Source organism: Arenibacter antarcticus, from assembly GCF_041320605.1.
In the GTDB taxonomy this organism is placed as follows: Bacteria; Bacteroidota; Bacteroidia; order Flavobacteriales; family Flavobacteriaceae; genus Arenibacter; species Arenibacter antarcticus.
In genome coordinates, this window is sequence record NZ_CP166679.1 from 3,220,129 (window position 1) to 3,240,602 (window position 20,474).

18 protein-coding genes are annotated in these 20,474 nt (G+C 38.6%); 6 read left to right on the top strand and 12 right to left on the bottom strand.

Going from position 1 to position 20,474, the window contains the following annotated elements; all coding sequences use genetic code 11:
• Positions 1 to 57 precede the first annotated feature (57 nt).
• Positions 58 to 1,365, top strand: coding sequence for a site-specific integrase (locus KCTC52924_RS13350; RefSeq protein WP_251806561.1), 1,308 nt, complete (start codon positions 58 to 60; stop codon positions 1,363 to 1,365).
• Positions 1,366 to 1,725: 360 nt separating this feature from the next.
• Here KCTC52924_RS13350 and KCTC52924_RS13355 read toward each other — a convergent pair whose 3' ends face one another.
• The 12 genes from KCTC52924_RS13355 to KCTC52924_RS13410 all read right to left on the bottom strand — a co-directional run bounded on the left by KCTC52924_RS13355 (position 1,726) and on the right by KCTC52924_RS13410 (position 12,650).
• Positions 1,726 to 2,241 carry a BfmA/BtgA family mobilization protein gene (locus tag KCTC52924_RS13355; RefSeq protein WP_251806562.1) on the bottom strand — a complete coding sequence of 172 codons (516 nt, stop codon included), beginning with the start codon at positions 2,239 to 2,241 and terminating at the stop codon, positions 1,726 to 1,728.
• Between the two features lie 247 nt (positions 2,242 to 2,488).
• A complete protein-coding gene (locus KCTC52924_RS13360) occupies positions 2,489 to 3,151 on the bottom strand; it encodes a hypothetical protein (RefSeq protein WP_251806563.1) in 663 nt (220 codons plus the stop codon).
• A gap of 5 nt (positions 3,152 to 3,156) precedes the next feature.
• A complete protein-coding gene (locus KCTC52924_RS13365) occupies positions 3,157 to 3,615 on the bottom strand; it encodes a helix-turn-helix domain-containing protein (protein WP_251806564.1) in 459 nt (152 codons plus the stop codon).
• A 10-nt stretch (positions 3,616 to 3,625) separates the two neighbouring features.
• The gene (locus KCTC52924_RS13370; RefSeq protein ID WP_251806565.1) at positions 3,626 to 3,916 is read right to left on the bottom strand and encodes an AlpA family transcriptional regulator; all 291 of its coding nucleotides are present in this window, start codon (positions 3,914 to 3,916) and stop codon (positions 3,626 to 3,628) included.
• Between the two features lie 374 nt (positions 3,917 to 4,290).
• Positions 4,291 to 4,500: a GDCCVxC domain-containing (seleno)protein gene (locus KCTC52924_RS13375; protein ID WP_251806566.1), complete on the bottom strand. Its 210-nt coding sequence runs from the start codon at positions 4,498 to 4,500 to the stop codon at positions 4,291 to 4,293.
• A complete protein-coding gene (gene merTP, locus KCTC52924_RS13380; protein ID WP_251806567.1) occupies positions 4,500 to 5,108 on the bottom strand; it encodes a mercuric transport protein MerTP in 609 nt (202 codons plus the stop codon). Before merTP ends, KCTC52924_RS13375 begins: the two co-directional genes overlap by 1 nt.
• Position 5,109: 1 nt before the next feature.
• Positions 5,110 to 5,481, bottom strand: coding sequence for a metalloregulator ArsR/SmtB family transcription factor (locus KCTC52924_RS13385; protein ID WP_251806568.1), 372 nt, complete (start codon positions 5,479 to 5,481; stop codon positions 5,110 to 5,112).
• A gap of 540 nt (positions 5,482 to 6,021) precedes the next feature.
• Positions 6,022 to 9,132 (bottom strand): efflux RND transporter permease subunit, encoded by a 3,111-nt coding sequence (locus tag KCTC52924_RS13390; RefSeq protein ID WP_251806569.1) that lies wholly within the window; start codon positions 9,130 to 9,132, stop codon positions 6,022 to 6,024.
• 14 nt (positions 9,133 to 9,146) lie between these two features.
• On the bottom strand, positions 9,147 to 10,649 hold the full coding sequence (locus tag KCTC52924_RS13395; protein WP_251806570.1) for an efflux RND transporter periplasmic adaptor subunit: 1,503 nt from the start codon (positions 10,647 to 10,649) through the stop codon (positions 9,147 to 9,149).
• A gap of 20 nt (positions 10,650 to 10,669) precedes the next feature.
• On the bottom strand, positions 10,670 to 10,912 hold the full coding sequence (locus KCTC52924_RS13400) for a hypothetical protein (RefSeq protein ID WP_251806571.1): 243 nt from the start codon (positions 10,910 to 10,912) through the stop codon (positions 10,670 to 10,672).
• A 19-nt stretch (positions 10,913 to 10,931) separates the two neighbouring features.
• Positions 10,932 to 12,116, bottom strand: a complete 1,185-nt coding sequence (locus KCTC52924_RS13405; protein ID WP_251806572.1) for a TolC family protein — start codon at positions 12,114 to 12,116, stop codon at positions 10,932 to 10,934.
• 96 nt (positions 12,117 to 12,212) lie between these two features.
• Positions 12,213 to 12,650 carry a hypothetical protein gene (locus KCTC52924_RS13410; protein ID WP_251806573.1) on the bottom strand — a complete coding sequence of 146 codons (438 nt, stop codon included), beginning with the start codon at positions 12,648 to 12,650 and terminating at the stop codon, positions 12,213 to 12,215.
• A 961-nt stretch (positions 12,651 to 13,611) separates the two neighbouring features.
• On the opposite strand from KCTC52924_RS13410, the gene KCTC52924_RS13415 reads away from it, so the two are divergent.
• From KCTC52924_RS13415 to KCTC52924_RS13435, 5 genes are all read left to right on the top strand, one after another.
• Entirely contained in the window at positions 13,612 to 13,905 is a 294-nt protein-coding gene (locus KCTC52924_RS13415; RefSeq protein WP_251806574.1) for an AlpA family transcriptional regulator, read from the top strand.
• 286 nt (positions 13,906 to 14,191) lie between these two features.
• Positions 14,192 to 17,263 (top strand): type I restriction endonuclease subunit R, encoded by a 3,072-nt coding sequence (locus tag KCTC52924_RS13420; protein ID WP_251806575.1) that lies wholly within the window; start codon positions 14,192 to 14,194, stop codon positions 17,261 to 17,263.
• A 55-nt stretch (positions 17,264 to 17,318) separates the two neighbouring features.
• The gene (gene rhuM, locus KCTC52924_RS13425; protein ID WP_251806576.1) at positions 17,319 to 18,296 is read left to right on the top strand and encodes a virulence protein RhuM/Fic/DOC family protein; all 978 of its coding nucleotides are present in this window, start codon (positions 17,319 to 17,321) and stop codon (positions 18,294 to 18,296) included.
• A gap of 21 nt (positions 18,297 to 18,317) precedes the next feature.
• A complete protein-coding gene (locus tag KCTC52924_RS13430) occupies positions 18,318 to 19,949 on the top strand; it encodes a class I SAM-dependent DNA methyltransferase (RefSeq protein WP_251806577.1) in 1,632 nt (543 codons plus the stop codon).
• Positions 19,949 to 20,458, top strand: a complete 510-nt coding sequence (locus KCTC52924_RS13435) for a hypothetical protein (protein WP_251806578.1) — start codon at positions 19,949 to 19,951, stop codon at positions 20,456 to 20,458. Before KCTC52924_RS13430 ends, KCTC52924_RS13435 begins: the two co-directional genes overlap by 1 nt.
• Positions 20,459 to 20,474 lie beyond the last annotated feature (16 nt).

Here is a 20,474-nt window from a genome sequence, read left to right on the forward strand (position 1 = left end):
GAAACCACCTAAAAACTACCGAAACGTGTTGAATACGGGATTTTTTATACCTCCTAAATGTCGTATCTTGAAGTAGCTTCTGAGGGTATTTACTGCGTGTTTTTACTTTCTAATTTCACTAATCTAAAGCTACCTATCATGTTGGAAAACAGTAGATTATATGTTTTGTTCTTCACTAGAAAACACAATAGAGAAAGCGATAAATTAAAATTATATGCACGTGTAACAGTAGGTGGAACACGGTGTGAATACAGTTTAAATCGGGATTTAAAAGCCAGTTTATGGGATAATAACCGGAAAAGAGGGAAGGGATTTTCTAAATATGTGCTGTCACTGAACAATTATTTAGATCAGATTTTCGCCGGATTATATGAGGCGCATCGTCAACTTTTAGATGAAGGCAAGGTTATTTCTTCTGCCTTGGTAAAGGCCAGGTATTATGGGGAAGAGGAGGAGGAGGGAAAAACCTTGCTCGATTTGATTACCTATCATAACTCCACTATGCATACTTCCCTAAAGCCGGGGACCATGAAAAATTATTATAGTACGGAGCGGTGTATAAAAAAATTCCTTGAGGACGAATATCGGATGGAAGACATTCCGCTTAAAAAATTGAATTATCGTTTTATTGTGGATTTTGAGCAGTATGTACGGGAATATAAACCTGCTACACGCATGGGCTGTGCTAATAACGGAGCCATGAAGCATATGGAGCGATTGAAAAAGATGTCGAGGCTGGGGGTACGATTGGAATGGTTGGACAAGGATCCATTCATCAACTTTAAACTTAAATTTAATAAAACAGAACGCCATTTTCTAACAGAACGGGAGATAAAACTAATCCAAGAAACCACTTTTAAGGAGCCTAGCTATGAGATGATCAAGGACCTTTTTGTTTTTGCCTGTTATACGGGGCTCTCCTATATTGATGTAAAGGAACTGAAGACAAATCATTTGGTCATTGGTCGTGATGGGGGAGACTGGTTATTTACCAAAAGGGAGAAGACCGATGAACCTTTAAAAATCCCCTTGCTGCCAATAGCAAAGAAAATTATAGAAAAGTATAAGGAGATTCCTGACATTAAGGCCAATGGTCAACTGCTACCTATTTATAGTAATCATATGATCAATCGGACTTTGAAAGATATTGCCAAGGCCTGTGGTATTCGAAAAAACTTGACATTTCATGTTGCACGGCACACCTTTGCCACTGCAATTACACTATCCAATGGAGTACCCCTTGAAACGGTTTCTAAACTTTTGGGGCATTCCAAACTGTCTACCACCCAAATTTACGCAAGGGTACTCGAAAAGAAGATAGGAGAGGATATGCAGAATTTGATGGTGCGTTTAAAGGAGAGGTAGAATCAAAGTGCTATTGAAAAAAGAATAAATGTAAGTAGCATGTGGTAGGATAAATTAACCCCCCAAATCTTACCCAAGAACTTTGCGCCTGGATCCTGTTCGATTTTTATAGCGTTCGGGAAGATAAGGGTAAAGCAAAAATCGAGCAGGGCGCATTTGCTTACGTTTATTTGGGACAATATCTCTTTATGTCCATGGTAATTAACTGTGCGCTGGCAAGGATAATGGCTTGGGCGTTTTTTCTACGCTCCATGCTTTTATGAGTGGTCCTGAGGAGGTTTAAAAATCCAGCGATTTTTCAACTTCCGCAGGGACTGGATTTATTTTTCGATATCATCCAATAGCGTTATCCTAGTGCACTTATTTTTCTATCTTAATTTTAAGCTTTTCAAAATCTTTAGGGTCTATATCCAATTGCACCTTGTTTAGCAGGGCTTTTAATTCTGCCCTATTTTGTTTTAGGCCACGCTTAAGATTGGTGTTCTCCCGCTCCAGGATCAAGGCTTGATCTACCTTTTTATAAAACACATCCATTTCCGGGTCATGATCATGACTCCCGATCAGCAAGGGTGCTTGTTCCGGCTTCTTTTGGTGCGAATGTTCAAAGAGAAGTTCGAGCATTGATTTTGTGGGCTTGGTCTGATTTTTTTCGATCTCACGGATAATGGCTATTACCGCTTCCGTTCGTCTCCTATTCTTTAGGATTTCCTTGCTAATACTCTTTTCAAATTTTTCCGATGGTAAAAATCCGTGCCATTCAAAAAAGTTAATGACCATCTCCATCGACTCCGAATAGGAGTTGGACACTTTTTTGGAAAAACGTTTGAACCGTTGGGCGGTATTCCGTCTAAACCGTATCGTATAAAAATTATCCATTGGGTCATATTTTTTCAATGTTCTTAGGGGCTATCGATGGTTTTGACCCATTGAACAGGATTCTTATAAAAATTAAAAACTCACCCAATCCCTATAAACAAAGGCCTTGCGAAGCAAAATATCATAGTAACGTCGCTTTAGCGCGTTACCCTCTTGCTATTCCCCCTTCTTTGTTTCATCTCGGTCTGGAATACCTTTGTTAGAACCAAAACATTGATCCAATTGAATATTCCTTTTCTTTGACCAGCTATTTTCTTCGACTAGGACCGTCCAATTTTAACTGGTTGAACATTCTGATAAACCGATCCGAAATTTGTGTTCCGTACCGGTTTTCTATCTGGGCAAAACTCAGGTTGGTTGTTACATGTGTCTTTGTGCCCAAACTTTCAAAGTTGCGATAACGGTTCAATAGGATCCGGACAAATATTTCCTCCTTTCCGTACTGGTACACATTGTTTCCCACGGTTTCAGTTCCCAGGTCATCGAAGAGAAATGTCCCCTTGGAATAATAATCAATTACCTCGTCCTTGTTTCTTACGGCATTGTATTTCGCAACCACCTCTTGTGCCCCGATGATGGGAAACCACAATTCAGGTATCCGATATTGTTTGGACATGTTCTGGATGATCTTAAAGCTCGATGTCTTGCCTGTTCCGTAGGATCCAAAGACCAACAATCCTTTTCTAAGCGATATGTTATCCAGAACTTCGAATTTGGGATCACCGTTCCAATACTTACAGAAATGCCCTAAGAAGTTCTTATTGGTAGCGTCTACCTCGAAATGGAGCTCCATAAGGGCGTAAAACTCTACTGCCGACTTAAAAAAAACTTTTTTAAAGAGCTCTAGGTTGCATAGCGGTTTGCGGGCTGTTTGTTTTTCCGATAATTGATCTAACCATCCCTTTTCCATATCGCTTATTCTAAGATTGGACTTCTATTTTCTTTCTCTTCTTTTAAAAAGGTAAATTGTTTTGTTTCTTGTTTTTTAACTTGTTTATTATGTTGGACACTTTTGTCGATGCTGCCCCGACAGAAACGTCTAGGCTGTCCAGACACTTTTGTCCTGTCAGGCTCGCCAGTATTGACACTGAAACGCAGCAAACTTTTCAGATAGCGCTTCCTGCCATTAAAGGAGGTTTCTTCTATCCAGCCCAAATTCTTTAGCTCGGATATGTACCTGCTGACCTGACGTTCGGAAATATGCAGAAATGAAGCGATGTGCTTGTTAGACATATAGCATTCCCTCCCATTTTCGGTGAAGCTGTGTATCTCCAAAAACAAGATCTTTGCATACCAGTTTGCCTCCGAATTCAAGTAGATCGATCTCGGTATCCAGATTCCTTTAAAATTTCTATCTGATTTTTCCGTAACCATGGGGATTCAATTATTTCCTGTTCTTCAACAGGGACTCATTGAACTGGTGCTCCAAGGTCTCATCAGAAAGATGGGGTTCCCCCAATAGCCAAGCGTCAATGGCATCTTTGTCAAAGAATTTCTGACGGATATGGGGATTGTTGCCCATGGGGATCAACTTTAGTTGGGTCAGTTTGTAGATCTTGCTTTTGGAGAGTCCTGTATACAGTGCCAGGTCTTCCACGTTCATTGTTTTCTTGTTGTGGGAAAGTAGGCCCTTGATATCCGTTAAGAGGTCCACCACTTTTTCTTGTTCTTCCATGATATTTGCTTTATGGTTTCCTTCAAATTAGAGAAGGAAACAGCCCCAAAAGAAACTGGGTAAAACTTTAACTAATAAAAACGATGGTTTTTGAGGGATTGACAACGATTTTTAAAAATCGGTTCGAATAACGCAACACGCAATTGTCATGTGATACTGTTTGATGGAAGAAAGGGCTTATTATTAATTGAAGCAAGATTTAAGTATTCCCATTGAGGCGGCACCAATAACTTATCTAAACAACCCTTGAAGTAAACGATTGGGGATTTTTTGAAAGTCTAATTGAACGTGGGGTTAAATAAACTTTAGAGGATCGGAATTTTGTCCCATAAAACGAAACTTTTATGGGACTACCGTTAGATTAGTTTCCTTAGCTAATTACAGCAACCTGACCCTTCCTGAATTGGTGGACAAGCAACAGTTCCATAGGAGCAATAAACACAACAATCGCCTTCTTTTGGCTTTAGCAATGTTTTACAATTTTTACATTCGTAGAAGAACTGGCAGGCAGTTGTGGGCATCTTCTCTGTTGCTCGATGACCGCACTTAGGGCAGGTGATTGTGGATTCTAACTTTATTTCCATTATTTAATTATTTTGTATCCTGTGCTCAGGATGGCGGTTTCTATTTCTTCAAGGTTCACCTTGGTTTCATCGTATTTTACGATTGTATTAGCTGCCTCATAATCTGCCTTAACATGGAGTATTCCATCAAGTTTGCTAACTTCACTTTCAATATGTGCTTCGCAACCTTCACAGGTCATTCCTGCTATGGTTACCCTTATTTCTTTAACCTTCGATTGATCCGTGTATAAGATTTCCTTACTAGAATCTGGACTGAAATAAAAAATATGGGAATAGGATGGAAATGTTAACATCAACCCCGCAAATACCGTAATTATAAATAGGAAGGATTTGGATTGCCAAAAAGATGGTTTTGCATCATCCTCACAAGCACAGTCGATTTCCTCCTGGGTTTTTGGTCGAAGTTTCTGATACCAGGCAAAAACCAATACAACGATTGTTAGGCCGAATAGATAAGGCCGATACGGTTCCACCCAAGAAAAGGTGGATGCAATGCCGCTTGTTCCTGCTATCAATGCCAGAACTGGGGTGATACAACATATTGATGCAGCTATGGCCGTAAATATTCCAGCGTAAGCTGCCCTGTTCGAAGTTTTTCCTGTTTCCATATTATGCTATTTTTCGATTGCTGTCAATTGTTGAGAGGGCATTATTCAACACAGTGGTGTTTTCCTTGACCAAAGAGTAATAAAGTGTTTGGCCATCACGCCTCATTCGGATGACCCCTGCATCTTTCATCTTACGGATATGCTGGGAAACCGCAGGAGCGCTCATTTCTAGTATATCCGCAATATCACAAGGGCAAAGCTCTTCTTCCATATTTAAAAGGAAAAGAATTTTCAAGCGCACCTCACTTCCCGCCAATGCAAATATTCTGCTTATCTCCTGAAAACCGGAGGATGAGTTTTGTATGGTTTCTTTACATCTTGTGAGCTGCTTATGGTCAGCCTCTTTACGGGTACAGGATATTTCTAGTTTCATATGTAGCTATTTATTGCTTTTTAACGGTCATACTTCGGCTGCACCTGCCTACGGCAGGTAAACTAGCCTGACGGCAGTCAGGTTCACATATCTTCATTCGGAATTGCGAGCAGTTTTCGGTTTTACTCATTTCATAGTAAGGTTTTTGTCGGCCAATAAAATATCACCTTACGTAATTAAGCAAATACTTAAATATAAATATTTGTTAAGATAGATTTTGTTCAGTAATAAAGCCGGCTTTCGGAACTTAAAAGTATATTTAAACGACCCTTGAAGTAAACGATTTGGAAATTATTCGAAAGTCTAAATAAATCCGGGGTTAAGTAAACCATAAAGGTGAGGTGTTTTGTTCCACCGTAAAACCTTCGTTTTGATCTTAGAAAGGTTATAAGTCCAAAAATTTTAATTGGATCAATGCAATGTCTACAGTGATTCTTAAATTAGGCCAATACTCCGAGCCAAATAGACCTTGGCAAACAATTTGTTGCGCAAGGTCTGATATGGTTCAGGTATTTGATCCAAGAAAATTTTTAATTTCATTTATATTACTTCCGGGGTATCGGGAACCGTTGGCGGTCTTTTCAATACCAACTGATACACACAAGGGATAACGACCAAATTTAAAATGGTCGCAGATAACAATCCCCCCAAAATAACCACTGCCATGGGGCTTTGTATTTCACTCCCTGGTTCGCCTCCTTTAAGGGCCAATGGTATTAATGCCAAGCCTGTTGTAAAAGCCGTCATCAAGATAGGGTTCAACCTATCCAATGCCCCTGTTTTGATGAGCTCAAAACCTTGGATACCTTCCTTTCGCAAATCCTCATATCTGGATACCAATAGGATTCCATTTCGGGTTGCGATACCGAAAAGGCTAATAAAACCTATGGTCACTGCGATACTGATAATTCCGGAAGTGAAGTACACGATCAATATACCACCGATTAAGGCCAAAGGCAGATTGATCAATACTACAAATGCCAGTTTCACCTCTTTAAATTCATAATACAATAATAGGAAAATGATAGCTATTGCGATGATTGCAGTGAACATAAGTAATTGTGATGCTTTGGACTCGCTTTCAAACTGTCCGCCATATTCCACCCGGTAGCCTTCCGGCATAATTACATTATTGGCGACAACTTCCTTTATTTCATTTACGGCACTTCGCAAATCCCTGCCTTGTACATTGGCGGCGACTACAATTTTACGTTGTACATCTTCACGATTAATGGTGTTCGGACTGCTCACGGATTGAACGGTTGCCAATTCTCCCAATATTGTGTGTCCGCCATTTGGAAGGCTTACCAACGTTTTGTTGATGTTCTCAATGTCGTTCCTATATGGTTTTTCGTAGCGCACAACCAGATCGAAATATTGTTGTCCTTCATAAATTTCACCCGCCTCTTCACCGGCAAAAGCAATATCTACCTGCTCCATCAAATTTCCGACCGTCATTCCATAGGCCGCCAAAATTTGACGTTTAGGTTTGATGCGTATCTGCGGAACTTCGACTTGCTGGTCTACCGCTACATCTACCAAGCCTTCAATATCTTTGATGTTCTGCTCTACGCTCTTGCCTACTTCAAACAAGCGTTGCAGATCCGGACCAAAAATTTTGATGGCGATATTGGCACGTGTACCTGATAGCATATGGTCTATACGGTGCGCGATGGGTTGCCCCAAGGTAATATTTACCCCTGGGGCAATGCTTAATTTGGTACGGACTTCTTCAAAAAATTCTTCCTTGGTTTTTCCGTCGAGAACAAAAGGCACATCAATTTCTGAAGCATTTACACCTTGTGCATGTTCATCCAGTTCTGCTCTCCCTTGTCTTCGGGTAACTACTTCAACTTCGGGCAGCTCCAATAATACCGTCTCTATCAGTTTTCCTGTTTTGTTGCTCTCTTCCAAGGACATTCCCGGTGGTCCTACCACACTAATGACTAAGGAACCTTCATTGAATTCTGGAAGAAAACTTCTTCCCAATTGCGTTAAAACTAAAAGACTAACCATAAAGGCAATGACCGTTATGCCAATAACAGTTTTTGGAACTTTTGTGGCACGTTCCAATATATTTCCATAATGTTTCTGTAACCAACGTTCCACCCGTGTGCCCTCTGCTTGTTTGGTTAAAAGCTTTTCGTTATCCAACAAGTAGGAACATAATATTGGGGTTACCGTTACAGCAACGATCAATGAAGTTAAAACAGATGTTACAAAAGCTATTCCCAGCGGTTGCAATAAACGACCTTCCATCCCGCTCAAAAAGAACAGCGGTATAAATGATACGATGATAATCAAGGTTGCAATAACGATAGAACTCCTAATTTCTACCGATGCTACACGCACTACGGTCAAGGTAGACTCGCGTTCGGCCTTTGGTTTTCTGATATTTTCACGCAAGCGTTTATAGACATTCTCTACATCAATAATGGCATCATCCACCAAGGCGCCAATAGCGATTGCCATCCCGCCCAAGCTCATTGTATTAATGGTATACCCCAGCCATTTTAGGATGATTATGGACACCAATAAGGAAATAGGAATGGCCAACAAGGATATTAAAGTGGTTCTCCAATTCATTAAAAATATGAAAAGGATAATCATTACAAAAAATGCACCTTCCAACAAGGTCTGATTCAAATTGCTGATGGAAGCATCGATAAAATCAGACTGTCTAAAGATTTGACTTTTGATGTTTACCCCTTTTGGCAAAGTTTTTTCCAGATCAGCAATTGCTTCATCCAATCTTTCTGTCAGTTCCAATGTGTTGACATCAGGTTGTTTTGCAATGGTTAAAATAACGGCTGGCTTAGCATTTAATGATCCATCGCCAATCTTATCTGCAGCTCCAATTTGTACCGTGGCCACATCCTTAATTTTTAAAGTTTGACCATTGACCTGTTTTAATACCGCTTCTTTTAAATCCTCCAGAGCATACGCTCTACCACTTCCTTTGATGATGTATTGATTGCCATATTGGTTGATTACACCACCCGGTGCATTTATGTTCGCTTCCTTCACCTTCTCTACCAGTTCAGAAAGGCTCACATCATAATGTTTCAACTTTTCAGGATTCGCAAATATTTGGTATTGCTTATAATCGCCACCAATAACCACCACGTTGGCAATGCCGCCAATAGCTTTAATCCGTGGGCGTATCGTCCAATCGGAAAGGGTCCGTAATTCCATTGGGGACAAAGTATCCGAGGTGACGCCCAAAAGCATTATTTCGCCCATAATGGATGAAATAGGAGCCATAGTCGGCGCACCAATTCCTTCAGGTAAATTCTCTCTTACCATTGGGATCCGTTCACTCACAATTTGGCGTGCGCGATAAATATCGGTTCCCCAATCAAATTCTACCCAAACAATGGATATGCCTGCTGCCGATGAAGAACGGATTCTTCGAACATTTGGCGAGCCGTTCAAGGCTGTCTCCAGCTGATAGCTTACTAATTTTTCGATTTCTTCAGATTCCATTCCATGCGCCTCGGTAAGTATCGTTACCGTAGGTGCCGTAAGATCTGGGAATACATCGACGTTCATTGTCCGGGCGTAATAAATACCCAACACGCTCAATGCAACCGCTCCCAACAGAATGAGTAATCTATTTTGAAGTGAAATTGATAATATTTTGTTTAACATTTCTCTTCGATTTTTTAATGTTCGTGACCGTGTGCAGGTGTTGAACCGGACATTGAAGCCATTTTAACCTGATATGCTCCTGTGGTAACTACCACTTCGCCAATTTCCAGACCTTGGAGTATTTCTACATTTTCCCCGTTGCGCTTACCAATTTTTACAGGTCGTCTTTCAAAACTTTCTCCCGAAAGTTGTACCATAACGGAATAACTACCATAATCTTCCAACAAAGCATTTATAGGGATCATGGTGTTTTGGGTTGCGTTGCCCATTGCAATTTGAACCTGGGTCAAGCTCCCTTCCGGCATTTCAATATCGTCATTGACCTGGGCAAATACTGAAATTAGCGGTCTGTTGTTATCTACATCTTTAGCAATGGAGAGGATCGAACCTCCAGACGATGCCACATTTCGCCATAGCCCTTCCTTGGTTTGATACCAAATGCTTTGTGCGTTCTCCATGGTAAGACCATAAGAAGGCGCAATTTGTGATTTTAATATTCTGGATCGATGCGTTCCTACCGTTACCATTGCAGCACCTTGGTCCACATAATCCCCATTGGCAACATTTATCGCCGTGATGTAACCATCAAAAGGTGCCCGTATTTGCTTCCCTCCACCTGAGACTCCAGCCGTAAGGCCTTGATAATTGGATCGTGCGATATTGAAATTGCTTTCTACTTTTTCAAACTCTGCTTTAGGAACAATTTTCGATTCGAACAATTGCTTTTTCCGCTCATATTCTGCCTTTGCTTGTTCAAAATTGGAACGTGCCTTGGCAATTTCTGTACTCAAATTATTGGAAGCCAAACCTTGACTGCTTACATCGATCAATAACTGGCCCCGTTTCACAGGCATACCTTCCGTGAGATTGCCAACTGCTAAATTCACGACACCGTTAGATTTGGCTACCAGCGTCTTTACCGAGCTTGGAGAAGGCATCCAAACACCTGATGAATTGATGATATCATAGACTTCACCATTGACCGCAGCTGCTGTCTGAAAGTCGATTTTCCAAGCCTGTTCTTTTAAAAACGATATGCTGCCGTCATCCTGGGCCGTACCTAAAGCTTTTATGGCTTCATCTACATTTGCATATACAGTAACATCATCAATTGTGATCTTATCTGAATATCCGGGCGTAGTTAATTCAAAAACCAACTGATAGTTCCCTGCTTCTTTGGGTTGGATGGCAGGTGAAAATATCCCAGGTGATGAAGGTGCATCTGCCGTATTCCTGATGCCCTTCCCATCTTTTATTAAGCTTACGGTTACCGAACCTTCCCTAACAGGCTGGTGTTTGTCCATTTCGGTAAAATGAGCGGCGAATCTACTTCCTTGGCCCACTATTAGTGCCGGAAACTCAACAAATAATTCTGTTTTGTCCGTCCAAATCGTATGGTCCAAGCGGGGAATTTCTTCCCCAACGTGACTACCATCGGCATTATGTGCATGTGCATCTTCTGCCTTGTTATTACAAGACATAGCCAAAAAGGCAAGCACTATAATTATATATTTCATTTGTTATAATTATTTATATTTTAATGATTGTGGTGTTCAGCACCATCATCATGTTTATGGGTTTCAGGTTTATTTTCCATAGAGTCCTGATCGACATGGAACTCTTCCTGCTCTATAGTTTCCTCGTGCATATGACCTCCATCTGCATCGTGTTCATGACCGTGCTCTTCTGTACTTTCTGTCTTTGATTTTGTGTCTCTACAAGAAGTTAGGGCAACTGTTGAAATTAAAGCTACTGCGAATACTATTTTAGAAATTTTCATAATGTTTTTGTCTTAATATTTATAATTGATGTCTTAATAATTGTGCCTGAAGCAAATGCAACTCTTTTTCCATTTGCAGCATTTTATCGGATGCATTTCGGTAAAACTGGAGCTCTACGTAATAATCCATAAATGAATATTCGCCCAACATATATGCTTTAAAAAGTAATTTCTCACTTTCCAAATTGCCCATCGTAATTTGATACTCACTGTACTTGGAACGCATTAATTGGTAGCGTGTAAATACTTCTTCAAATCGCGTATTAATGGCAGTGGTAATTACTTGGGTATTGGATTGCTGATACTCATGGTTTACCTGTGCGGCTTTTACTTTATTCTTACTGCTCCACAATGGGATAGTAAGTCCACCAAAAAATCCTGAATTAAAATTCCCTTTAACACCCTGATGGTTGTAGCCCAGTGAAACGTTTGGAAAGACCTTGTTTTGCTCCAATTTCATTTTTTGCAAGGAAGCAGCCTCATTTGTCTTTAATTCCTGTAAGGAAGGGTCTTCGGCCAGTTTTTCCAGCCAGAGGTCGTCCTTGCTTCCAATTTCTACGGGCAAATCGATTTGCGTTGAAAGTCCATCCAAAGGATTGTCGCCATTTAAGGTTTTAAGTTTGGATACCAGAATTTGGATATCATTTTCGATCTGTTCCACCACAAATTGTTCCTGAATCCAGGCAATCTTGGCTTTATTCAGATCTAAAATACCCACCTGCTCTTTATTATAGAGCTCTTGGATCTGATCATATACCTGTTTACCTTGGGATCTTCTTTCGGATTCAATGGCTTTTTGTCTCTGGAAGTAAGCCAGTTCTATTAGGAACTCCTTTGCATTCAATAGTATTGCCTGTCTCCTCTTGGCATATGCAGATTGGAGTTGCACCGATTTTATATCGTTCCATTTACTACGTGCAGCATATACTGTTGGGAATTCAAAGGATTGTGCTATTTGATATTCCGAATAGGTGTCTGTTATATTATCTCCAAATGGTAAATAATATCCAGTGAGCTGGGGGTCCGGCAAATTGTTAGCGCTCTTGTTTTCGAGCTGTTGACTTTCAATATAGGATTGATAGCCTTTTAACTCGGTATTGTTCTGTTCTATTTCATTGAGCAATCTCTCCAAATTTTTGGTTTGAGAAAAACCACCAACAAAAAACAGGCATCCGCAAATTGCGAATACGATTTGTTTATACATTTTTCGTGAATTTTAGGTTTAATCATGCCTGTCGGTAGACAGATCTGAAGTTTTAAAAAGGACTATTGCGCCATTCTGGCAAATATTCCTAAACGATTAACCTAAAGATGGGGGGCCTCGTGATTCGAGGAGTGAGAGATAGGGGTTAAAATAAGTATTCGGTGGACGATAAATAGGCGGTACGGTATATCGCCCATAATCAATTAAAAACCTTTGATAGTCAGAAGCAGCATTGGCAATCTCTTTGCCAATATTGGTCTGTTCCTCAACGATATCCCTTTTAAATATTTCAATATCAATTGACACCGAGGAGTGTACGTGCATATCCATAAAGGATCCAAATAAACCAAGAGGTGAATTTGTGTTTTCTTGGGAATGATCATCGTTATGGTCGTGCCCACCCGTATGTGCAATATCTGAATGTGAATGAGAATCCTCGTGCTGATGATGCAGATGAGGAAAGGCTTGATGCAGCATCATAAAGCTGAACAGGCCTAAAAAGAAAAATGCTTTTATGTGATTGTACTTCTGCATCTGGCGTAAATATATTAATTATTAACTACCTATGCTATAGTTCTTCCAATAGTTAGCCAATCGCCATTGGTTAGAAAAAAGATTTTCACCTATTGAAAATTAAAACTGCAGTAGTCCCCGAAAACGTTATTTTATGGGACTATTTAAATATCTTGGAAGAATATTTGTTCCGATTTTCATAGGTCTTTCCTCTTAATAGTTCCGGTAATTCACCTTTTACGGAACTTACAAAGTATATCTCAACGACCCTATTATACATTTATACAGCTAATGAGACTGTCATGAATCGTTTTGATAAATGGCGTTAAAAATTGTTTGGACAGCATATGCAAACCTCATTTTAGGCTCCTATATATGTGTCGCTCAAATACTATAGTGCCCAACGAATAGTCATTTGTCCTGTCGTTTATTTCCTATCTAAAAATTACTTGGAAGGCAAAGCCTAAAGTTTTTACTCTACAGTGAGAACTATAAAAAATTCCATATTTTAATCAGAATTTTTCTCCCTTTTTTAATGATATAATATTCTTTTAATTTTAGATTGAATTTTCTTTGTAACTTAGAGGTAGTAAAACCGAGTATAATTATAAGCTCACTGGTTACTTTTTTGATTAACATGTCAATAACGGGATTTTACATTAATTAAAATAATGTAAAATATTGATAATCAATTACTTGAACTTGCTTAGCGGATGCTGTCATCCCGACCAGTAAACACGGGGCTTTCAAGAGATTGGAAGCCTTTTGTTTTTTCATCCGTACAACATACGTACAACAAATTGCCCTTTTATTTTCTACCATAGGGGAACTGATGAAAATTAACTATTGCGGTATTTTAGCCAATTTCAACGAATTCTTATTGATTCCACAAACAATTTTAATTTTATTAGTTAAAGTTTTCGATTGTTCCTTTTTGGGTTTTTTCCTTCCATAAATTGAAGGAAACCTTAAAATAACTATTATGGAAGAGCAAGAAAAAGTGGTAGACCTTTTATCAGATATTAAGGGGTTACTTGCCCACAACAAGAAAACAATGAACATAGATGACTTGGCATTATATACAGGTCTGTCCAAGAGCAAAATCTATAAGCTTACTCAATTTAAGCTCATTCCCACTGGCAATAATCCCCACATCCGCCAGAAATTCTTTGACAAAGATGCGATTGATGCCTGGCTATTGGGTGAACCTGATCTTTCAGATGAGACTTTGGAACACCGTTTTAATCAACAATTGTTAAAGAACCGGAAGAGGTGAGGTTGATGAGTGTGATGTTCCTAGGGTTTGATTACCAAAAGCCTACTATTTGTGCTCAGAGTGTACCGATATGGCAGCCTTTTTTGCAGATTCACGGCCGATGGGAGTAGAGGGTGATCTTCGCAATGGAATAAATGATGGTGTTTGATATGGTTTGGTTGGAGGTTTAGGGTTTCTTAAACGGGCTAGGGTTTAATAGGCTGTATATAATGAAGGGCGTTTGATTTCACCTTCAATTCAAAATTTGTGCTAACTTTAGCTGTTCCATACCGACCAAAATTAGCTAATGATTTTTAACGAAGATTCAAGAGTAAAAATCCCTTCCATTTTACACTTAATGCAATTGGGGTATAAGTACTTGTCCTTAAAGGATAGTGCCTGGGATGCGGGAACCAATATATTCACTGAAATATTTCAAAAGCAAATTGCTGCAATTAACTTCGGCATAACTCCGACCGATATCAAAAAAGTATATGATGAAGTTACTTTGTCATTGGAAAATGAAGATTTAGGTCGTGCTTTTTACAACAAACTTATAGACCAATCGGGAATTAAATTAATCGACTTCGAAAACTTTGAGGAGAATAACTCCTTTCATGTAGTAACTGAATTGCCCTATCAAAAAGATGATGAGACTTTTAGGCCGGATATTATACTATTGATTAATGGTATGCCGTTGGTTTTTTTAGAAGTTAAAAAGCCGAACAATAGAAATGGAGTTCAGGACGAACATAGACGCATGAAAACGCGTTTCCAAAATAAAAAGTTCCTAAAGTTCATCAACCTTACCCAACTCATGGTGTTTTCCAACAACATGAAGTATAGTGACGATGATTCCCAAATGTTGGAAGGAGCCTTTTATAGTACCACCAACTATTATAAACCCAGCTTCAACTATTTCAGGGAAGAAGAAACTTTTGACTTACATGCTATCCTTCAGCCTATCACAGAGAACGAGGAGAACTTTGTTCTAAAGGATACCAACTTATTGAGCATAAAGAACTCACAAGAGTATATATCCAATAAACATCCGAATACACCGACCAACTCTATTTCCACTTCCCTATTCCAAAAAGAGCGTTTAAAATTCATTTTACAATATGCTTTTGCTTATGTAGAGGAAGAAAAAGGTTTGGAAAAGCATGTGATGCGTTATCCACAACTTTTTGCAACCAAGGCAATCGAAAAAAAGCTAGAGAAAGGAGTTAAAAAAGGAATAATTTGGCACACCCAAGGTTCCGGTAAAACGGCATTGGCTTTTTTCAATGTAAAATATCTTACGGATTATTATCAGAAGAAGAACATCATCCCTAAGTTTTATTTTATAGTAGACCGTCTGGATTTATTAACTCAAGCAGCAAAGGAATTTACAGCTCGTGGACTTGTGGTGCATAAAATAGATTCAAGGGAGGCATTTACTAAAGACATTAAATCTACCGAGGTAATCCATAATAGTTCGGGTAAGGCAGAAATTACCGTAGTTAACATTCAGAAGTTTAAGGACGACCCTGATGTTATAAAAAATAACGATTACAACTTAAGTGTACAGCGGATATTCTTTTTGGATGAAGTGCATCGCAGTTATAACCCTAAAGGCAGTTTTTTAGCAAATCTGGAACTGGCCGATACCCATTCCATAAAGATTGGACTAACCGGCACCCCCCTTTTGGGAACGGAATACAATTCCAAAACCTTATTTGGTGACTATATCCATAAATACTACTACAACCTTTCCATAAAGGATGGCTATACCTTACGGTTGATTCGAGAAGAAATAGAGACCAATTATAAGCTTGCCCTGCAGAAAACCTTGGAAGAGATTAAAATACTCCAGGGTAATACAGACAAAAAGAAGGTCTTTGCCCACTATAAGTTTGTGGAACCCATGCTAGACTATATTGTAAAAGATATGGAGCAAGCAAGAATCGCTATGAACGACAATAGCATTGGAGGTATGGTGGTCTGTGACTCTTCGGATCAAGCCAAGATGATGTATGACATCTTTCTGGAGAATTACGCTGATAAGACTGAACCGAATTTGAATCTGGCCGCCGAGGAACCCATTACCTACACCACTAAAAAGAAAGAAGCCAGCGACGTTAAAACTGCTAAGGTTATTCTGCATGATATTGGCACCAAACAAGAGCGTAAAGACTGGGTGTCCGACTTTAAGGTCGGTAAATTGGATCTCCTGTTTGTGTATAACATGCTCTTAACCGGTTTTGATGCGAAACGGCTAAAGAAGCTCTACATAGGGCGTAAAATAAAGTCGCACAATTTGCTGCAAACCCTTACCCGTGTCAACAGAACTTACAAGAATCATAAATACGGTTTTGTGGTGGACTTTGCAGATATTCAAAAAGAGTTCGATAAGACCAATCAGGATTACTTTAACGAGCTGCAATCGGAACTAGGGGATGAAATGCAGCATTATTCCAACCTCTTCAAATCTCCGGAAGAAATAAAGGAGGAGATAGAAGAAATAAAGGATATTCTTTTCAAATTCAATACCGTTAATGCCACCGTTTTCGGGGAGCAGATTTCTGAAATAAACGAGCGTACCGAAATACGGCTTATAGCCAAAGCTTTAAACAATGCGAAAGAACTATACAATCTTATTCGTCTTTCCGGTAATTTTGAATTGCTGGAAAAACTGGATTTCAGAAAATTATCGGTACTTTCCAGACTAACCAATGATAGGTTGGCACTTATCAATACCAAAATTGCCTTAGAGAATAATGTAGGGACAGATAATATTTTAAACACCGCCTTAGAAGATGTTATTTTTGCTTTCACAAAGGTGAAGGAAGAAGAAATGGTCTTGGCGGACGAGTTAAAAAACACCTTGCAGCGTACTAGAGAAATGTTGGGTGGTAACTTTGACCAGAAGGACCCTGTTTTTGTGTCTTTAAAAGAAGAGTTGGAACGACTGTTCAAAAAGAAAAATTTAAGTGAGGTAACCAAAGAAGAAATGGAAGCCAATATTAAGGCCTTAAACGATATTTATGATAAGGCCAAAAAACTGGAGCGAGAAAACCAATTGCTAAAAGCGAAATATGATTATGACGCCAAATATGCCCGCATTCATAAACGCCTAATCGAAAAGGATCCTTTGACCGAAAGTGAGCGTAAATTGTTTGATGCCTTAATGGGTTTAAAAACTGCGGTAGATAAGGAAATTATGCAAAACTCTAAAATATTGGAGAATGAGAGTTATGTGGAACGAATGGTAATGCGCCTGGTGGTGAACCAGTTTAAAAAAGAACAACATATAGACATCAATACAACCGATGTAAAACGCATTAATAGTATAATAGTTAGAGAATATATGAACGAATACAACGGTTACGTTGCGTAAGGACCAAATAAGCAACTGTCGCAAAATTGGCGTTAGTTGAAAAGTAAAATTTAAAATGAAAGAACAAAACCAAATCGTAATATATCAGTCTGATGATGGAGCAACCCAACTTCAAGTTAATCTTCAAGATGATACTATTTGGTTAACACAGGCTCAAATTGTAGAAGTTTTTAATTCTAGTAAAGCTAATATTAGTGAGCATATAAAAAATATTTTTTTATCTGGTGAATTAACGGAAACGGCAACTGTTCGGAAATTCCGAACAGTTCAACAAGAAGGTGAAAGAACAGTAACTAGAAATAGAGTTCATTATAATTTAGATGTCATAATTTCTGTTGGTTATCGTGTAAACTCAAAAAGAGGTACACAATTCCGTATATGGGCGAATCAAGTATTAAAAGATTATTTGGTTCAGGGTTATGCGGTAAACCAAAAACGTTTAGAACAAAAAGAACAAGAAGTAAAGTTATTAAAAGATGGTATTCATATTTTAAGTAGGGCTATTGAAGAAAAAATTGAAGACAATCAATGGCTTACAGTTTTCACTAAGGGCTTAAGTTTATTAGATGATTATGATCATGAACAATTAGACACCAAAGGATTAACTATAAAGAAAGTAGATTACCCAAGTTTAACAGATTATCAAGAACTCATCAACCAAATGTTAAGCGAGTTTGATTCGGATGTTTTTGGTAAGGAAAAAGATAAAAGCTTTCAAAGCTCAATTGCTCAAATTGGAAAAGGATTTGGAGAAGCTGATTTTTACCCAACACTAGAGGAAAAAGCAGCCATGCTCTTATATCTAGTGGTAAAGAACCATTCTTTTGTAGATGGAAACAAACGAATAGCAGCAGCATGTTTTCTTAAATTTTTACAACAGAACGACATGCTTTTCAATAGTCAACAACAACCTATTATAAGCAACGATACTTTAGCGAGTTTAACGTTGTTCATTGCTTCAAGTAAACCAGAAGAAATGCAAACCGTAACCCGTTTAGTAATTAGCGTGTTAAACAGAAATAATAGTAAATAAAAAAACAGGGAAAATAAAATAATGACAAGCACAGCAAAATTTGAAACCCAGACCAAAGCACTAATAGACGACCTTAAAAGCGTTTGTGCCAACTACGGTTTGGGAAATGACGGAAATGAATTTAAAATCATTACCCAGGTATTTTTATATAAGTTCTTGAACGATAAATATGTTTATGAACTAAAACAGTTAGAGCCAGCTCTAGCCAAAGCAGAAGACTTTGACGCCGCCTTAAAGAAGTATTCCGATGATGAATTGGAGCTGTTGAGCATGCAGATAAACGAGAATACGGCCCGTATTGCACCCCAAAACTTTTTGTCTCGTTTATTCGAACAACAAAATCAACCAAAGTTTGCCGATATTTTTGACCAGACGTTGATGGATGTGGCCAAGGCTAACAGTGATATTTTCTCAGTGCTTACCCAAGGAGGTGAAAAAATAGTCTTGTTTGAAAACATAAGTAAATATGTTTCCGATAATAGGGATGCGTTTTGCAAGGCACTAGTGAATAAACTTGTGGGTTTTAGTTTTGAGCATATTTTCACCCAAAAGTTCGACTTCTTCGCTACCATATTTGAGTATTTGATAAAAGACTACAACTCCAATAGCGGTGGTAAATATGCGGAGTATTTTACACCACATGCCGTTGCCAAAATCATGGCCGCCTGTTTGGTCACGGATGAAAATGTAAACAACGTAACCTGTTATGATCCGGGTGCGGGATCGGGTACCTTATTGATGAATTTGGCCCACGCCATTGGCGAAGACAAGTGTACCATTTACTCCCAGGACATCTCCCAAAAGTCATCTGCCTTGTTGCGTTTGAATCTTATATTGAACAATCTGGTACACTCCATACAGAATATTATTCAGGGAAATACCATTTTAACGCCCTACCATAAGCAGGAGAACGGACAATTGGAGCAGTTTGATTATATCGTTTCCAACCCGCCGTTTAAATTGGATTTTAGTGATTATAGTGCAGATTTGGACAGCAAGGCCAATAAAGAACGCTTTTTTGCGGGCATACCAAAAGTACCGGCCAAAAAGAAGGAGTCAATGGCCATTTATTTGCTGTTCATACAGCATATCATGCACTCTTTAAGGGATAAAACAGGGAAGGCTGCCATTGTAGTTCCCACTGGTTTTATTACGGCACAAAGCGGCATAGATAAAAAGATTAGGGAAAAATTGGTGGATAGTAAAATGTTGGCAGGAGTAGTTAGTATGCCATCTAACATTTTCGCCACTACGGGTACCAATGTTAGTATTTTGTTCTTGGACAAGGCAAATAAAGGGGATTTGATTTTGATTGATGCCTCCAATTTGGGTACCAAAGTAAAAGAGGGCAAGAACCAAAAAACGGTATTAAGCGATACCGAAGAGCAGCAAATAATAGACATTTTTAACGTCAAGGAAGCTAAAGACGAATTATCGGTTGTGGTGTCTTATGCCGATATTAAAGCTAAAAACTATAGCCTTAGTGCTGGGCAATATTTTGAGGTAAAGATTGACTATGTTGATATTACTGCACAGGAGTTTGATGCTAAATTGAGAAACTTTGAAAGCAATTTAGAAGACCTATTTTCTGAATCTAAAAGATTAGAAAGGGATGTTCAGAAGAATTTTTTAACCTTAAAATTTGAAAATTAATGTTAAGGAAGGAATGGAAAAAATATAGTGTTGAGGAAATAATACATGATTTATTTGATGGACCACATGCTACGCCTAAATCCTCTAATTCTGGACCTGTATTTTTAGGGATTAGGAATATTTCTGAGGACAATCGTATAGATTTATCAGAAATAAGACATATTTCAGAAGAAGACTTTGCTAAATGGACAAAAAGGGTTTTACCCCAAAAAGATGATTTAGTTTTTATTTATGAAGCAACCTTAGACAGGTATGCCTTAATCCCAGCTGATTTAAAGTGTTGTTTAGGAAGGAGAATGGCTTTACTTCGTTTGAATACATTAAAAGTTAATCCAAGTTTTCTTTTATATTATTTTGGAAGCTCCGAATGGAAACAAACTGTCTCCCAAAATTTAATTGTCGGTGCTACAGTAAATAATACTTGCGAAAACGATTGTGTATTGCTGTTAATAAGTGATTTATTTTTGAATTTTTATTTTTGCTCTGTTTCGCAAAGTCCTCCGACTTAGAGACTATTTTTTCCTT

What these genes read in the sequence shown, in the direction of transcription:
- KCTC52924_RS13400 (WP_251806571.1), bottom strand. Translation starts at nt 10,912, where the DNA reads ATGAAAATTTCTAAAATAGTATTCGCAGTAGCTTTAATTTCAACAGTT.
- KCTC52924_RS13365 (WP_251806564.1), bottom strand. Translation starts at nt 3,615, where the DNA reads ATGGTTACGGAAAAATCAGATAGAAATTTTAAAGGAATCTGGATACCG.
- KCTC52924_RS13435 (WP_251806578.1), top strand. Translation starts at nt 19,949, where the DNA reads ATGTTAAGGAAGGAATGGAAAAAATATAGTGTTGAGGAAATAATACAT.
- KCTC52924_RS13405 (WP_251806572.1), bottom strand. Translation starts at nt 12,116, where the DNA reads ATGTATAAACAAATCGTATTCGCAATTTGCGGATGCCTGTTTTTTGTT.
- KCTC52924_RS13375 (WP_251806566.1), bottom strand. Translation starts at nt 4,500, where the DNA reads ATGGAAATAAAGTTAGAATCCACAATCACCTGCCCTAAGTGCGGTCAT.
- KCTC52924_RS13360 (WP_251806563.1), bottom strand. Translation starts at nt 3,151, where the DNA reads ATGGAAAAGGGATGGTTAGATCAATTATCGGAAAAACAAACAGCCCGC.
- KCTC52924_RS13390 (WP_251806569.1), bottom strand. Translation starts at nt 9,132, where the DNA reads ATGTTAAACAAAATATTATCAATTTCACTTCAAAATAGATTACTCATT.
- KCTC52924_RS13355 (WP_251806562.1), bottom strand. Translation starts at nt 2,241, where the DNA reads ATGGATAATTTTTATACGATACGGTTTAGACGGAATACCGCCCAACGG.
- KCTC52924_RS13415 (WP_251806574.1), top strand. Translation starts at nt 13,612, where the DNA reads ATGGAAGAGCAAGAAAAAGTGGTAGACCTTTTATCAGATATTAAGGGG.
- KCTC52924_RS13385 (WP_251806568.1), bottom strand. Translation starts at nt 5,481, where the DNA reads ATGAAACTAGAAATATCCTGTACCCGTAAAGAGGCTGACCATAAGCAG.
- KCTC52924_RS13370 (WP_251806565.1), bottom strand. Translation starts at nt 3,916, where the DNA reads ATGGAAGAACAAGAAAAAGTGGTGGACCTCTTAACGGATATCAAGGGC.
- KCTC52924_RS13420 (WP_251806575.1), top strand. Translation starts at nt 14,192, where the DNA reads ATGATTTTTAACGAAGATTCAAGAGTAAAAATCCCTTCCATTTTACAC.
- KCTC52924_RS13410 (WP_251806573.1), bottom strand. Translation starts at nt 12,650, where the DNA reads ATGCAGAAGTACAATCACATAAAAGCATTTTTCTTTTTAGGCCTGTTC.
- merTP (WP_251806567.1), bottom strand. Translation starts at nt 5,108, where the DNA reads ATGGAAACAGGAAAAACTTCGAACAGGGCAGCTTACGCTGGAATATTT.
- KCTC52924_RS13430 (WP_251806577.1), top strand. Translation starts at nt 18,318, where the DNA reads ATGACAAGCACAGCAAAATTTGAAACCCAGACCAAAGCACTAATAGAC.
- rhuM (WP_251806576.1), top strand. Translation starts at nt 17,319, where the DNA reads ATGAAAGAACAAAACCAAATCGTAATATATCAGTCTGATGATGGAGCA.
- KCTC52924_RS13350 (WP_251806561.1), top strand. Translation starts at nt 58, where the DNA reads ATGTCGTATCTTGAAGTAGCTTCTGAGGGTATTTACTGCGTGTTTTTA.
- KCTC52924_RS13395 (WP_251806570.1), bottom strand. Translation starts at nt 10,649, where the DNA reads ATGAAATATATAATTATAGTGCTTGCCTTTTTGGCTATGTCTTGTAAT.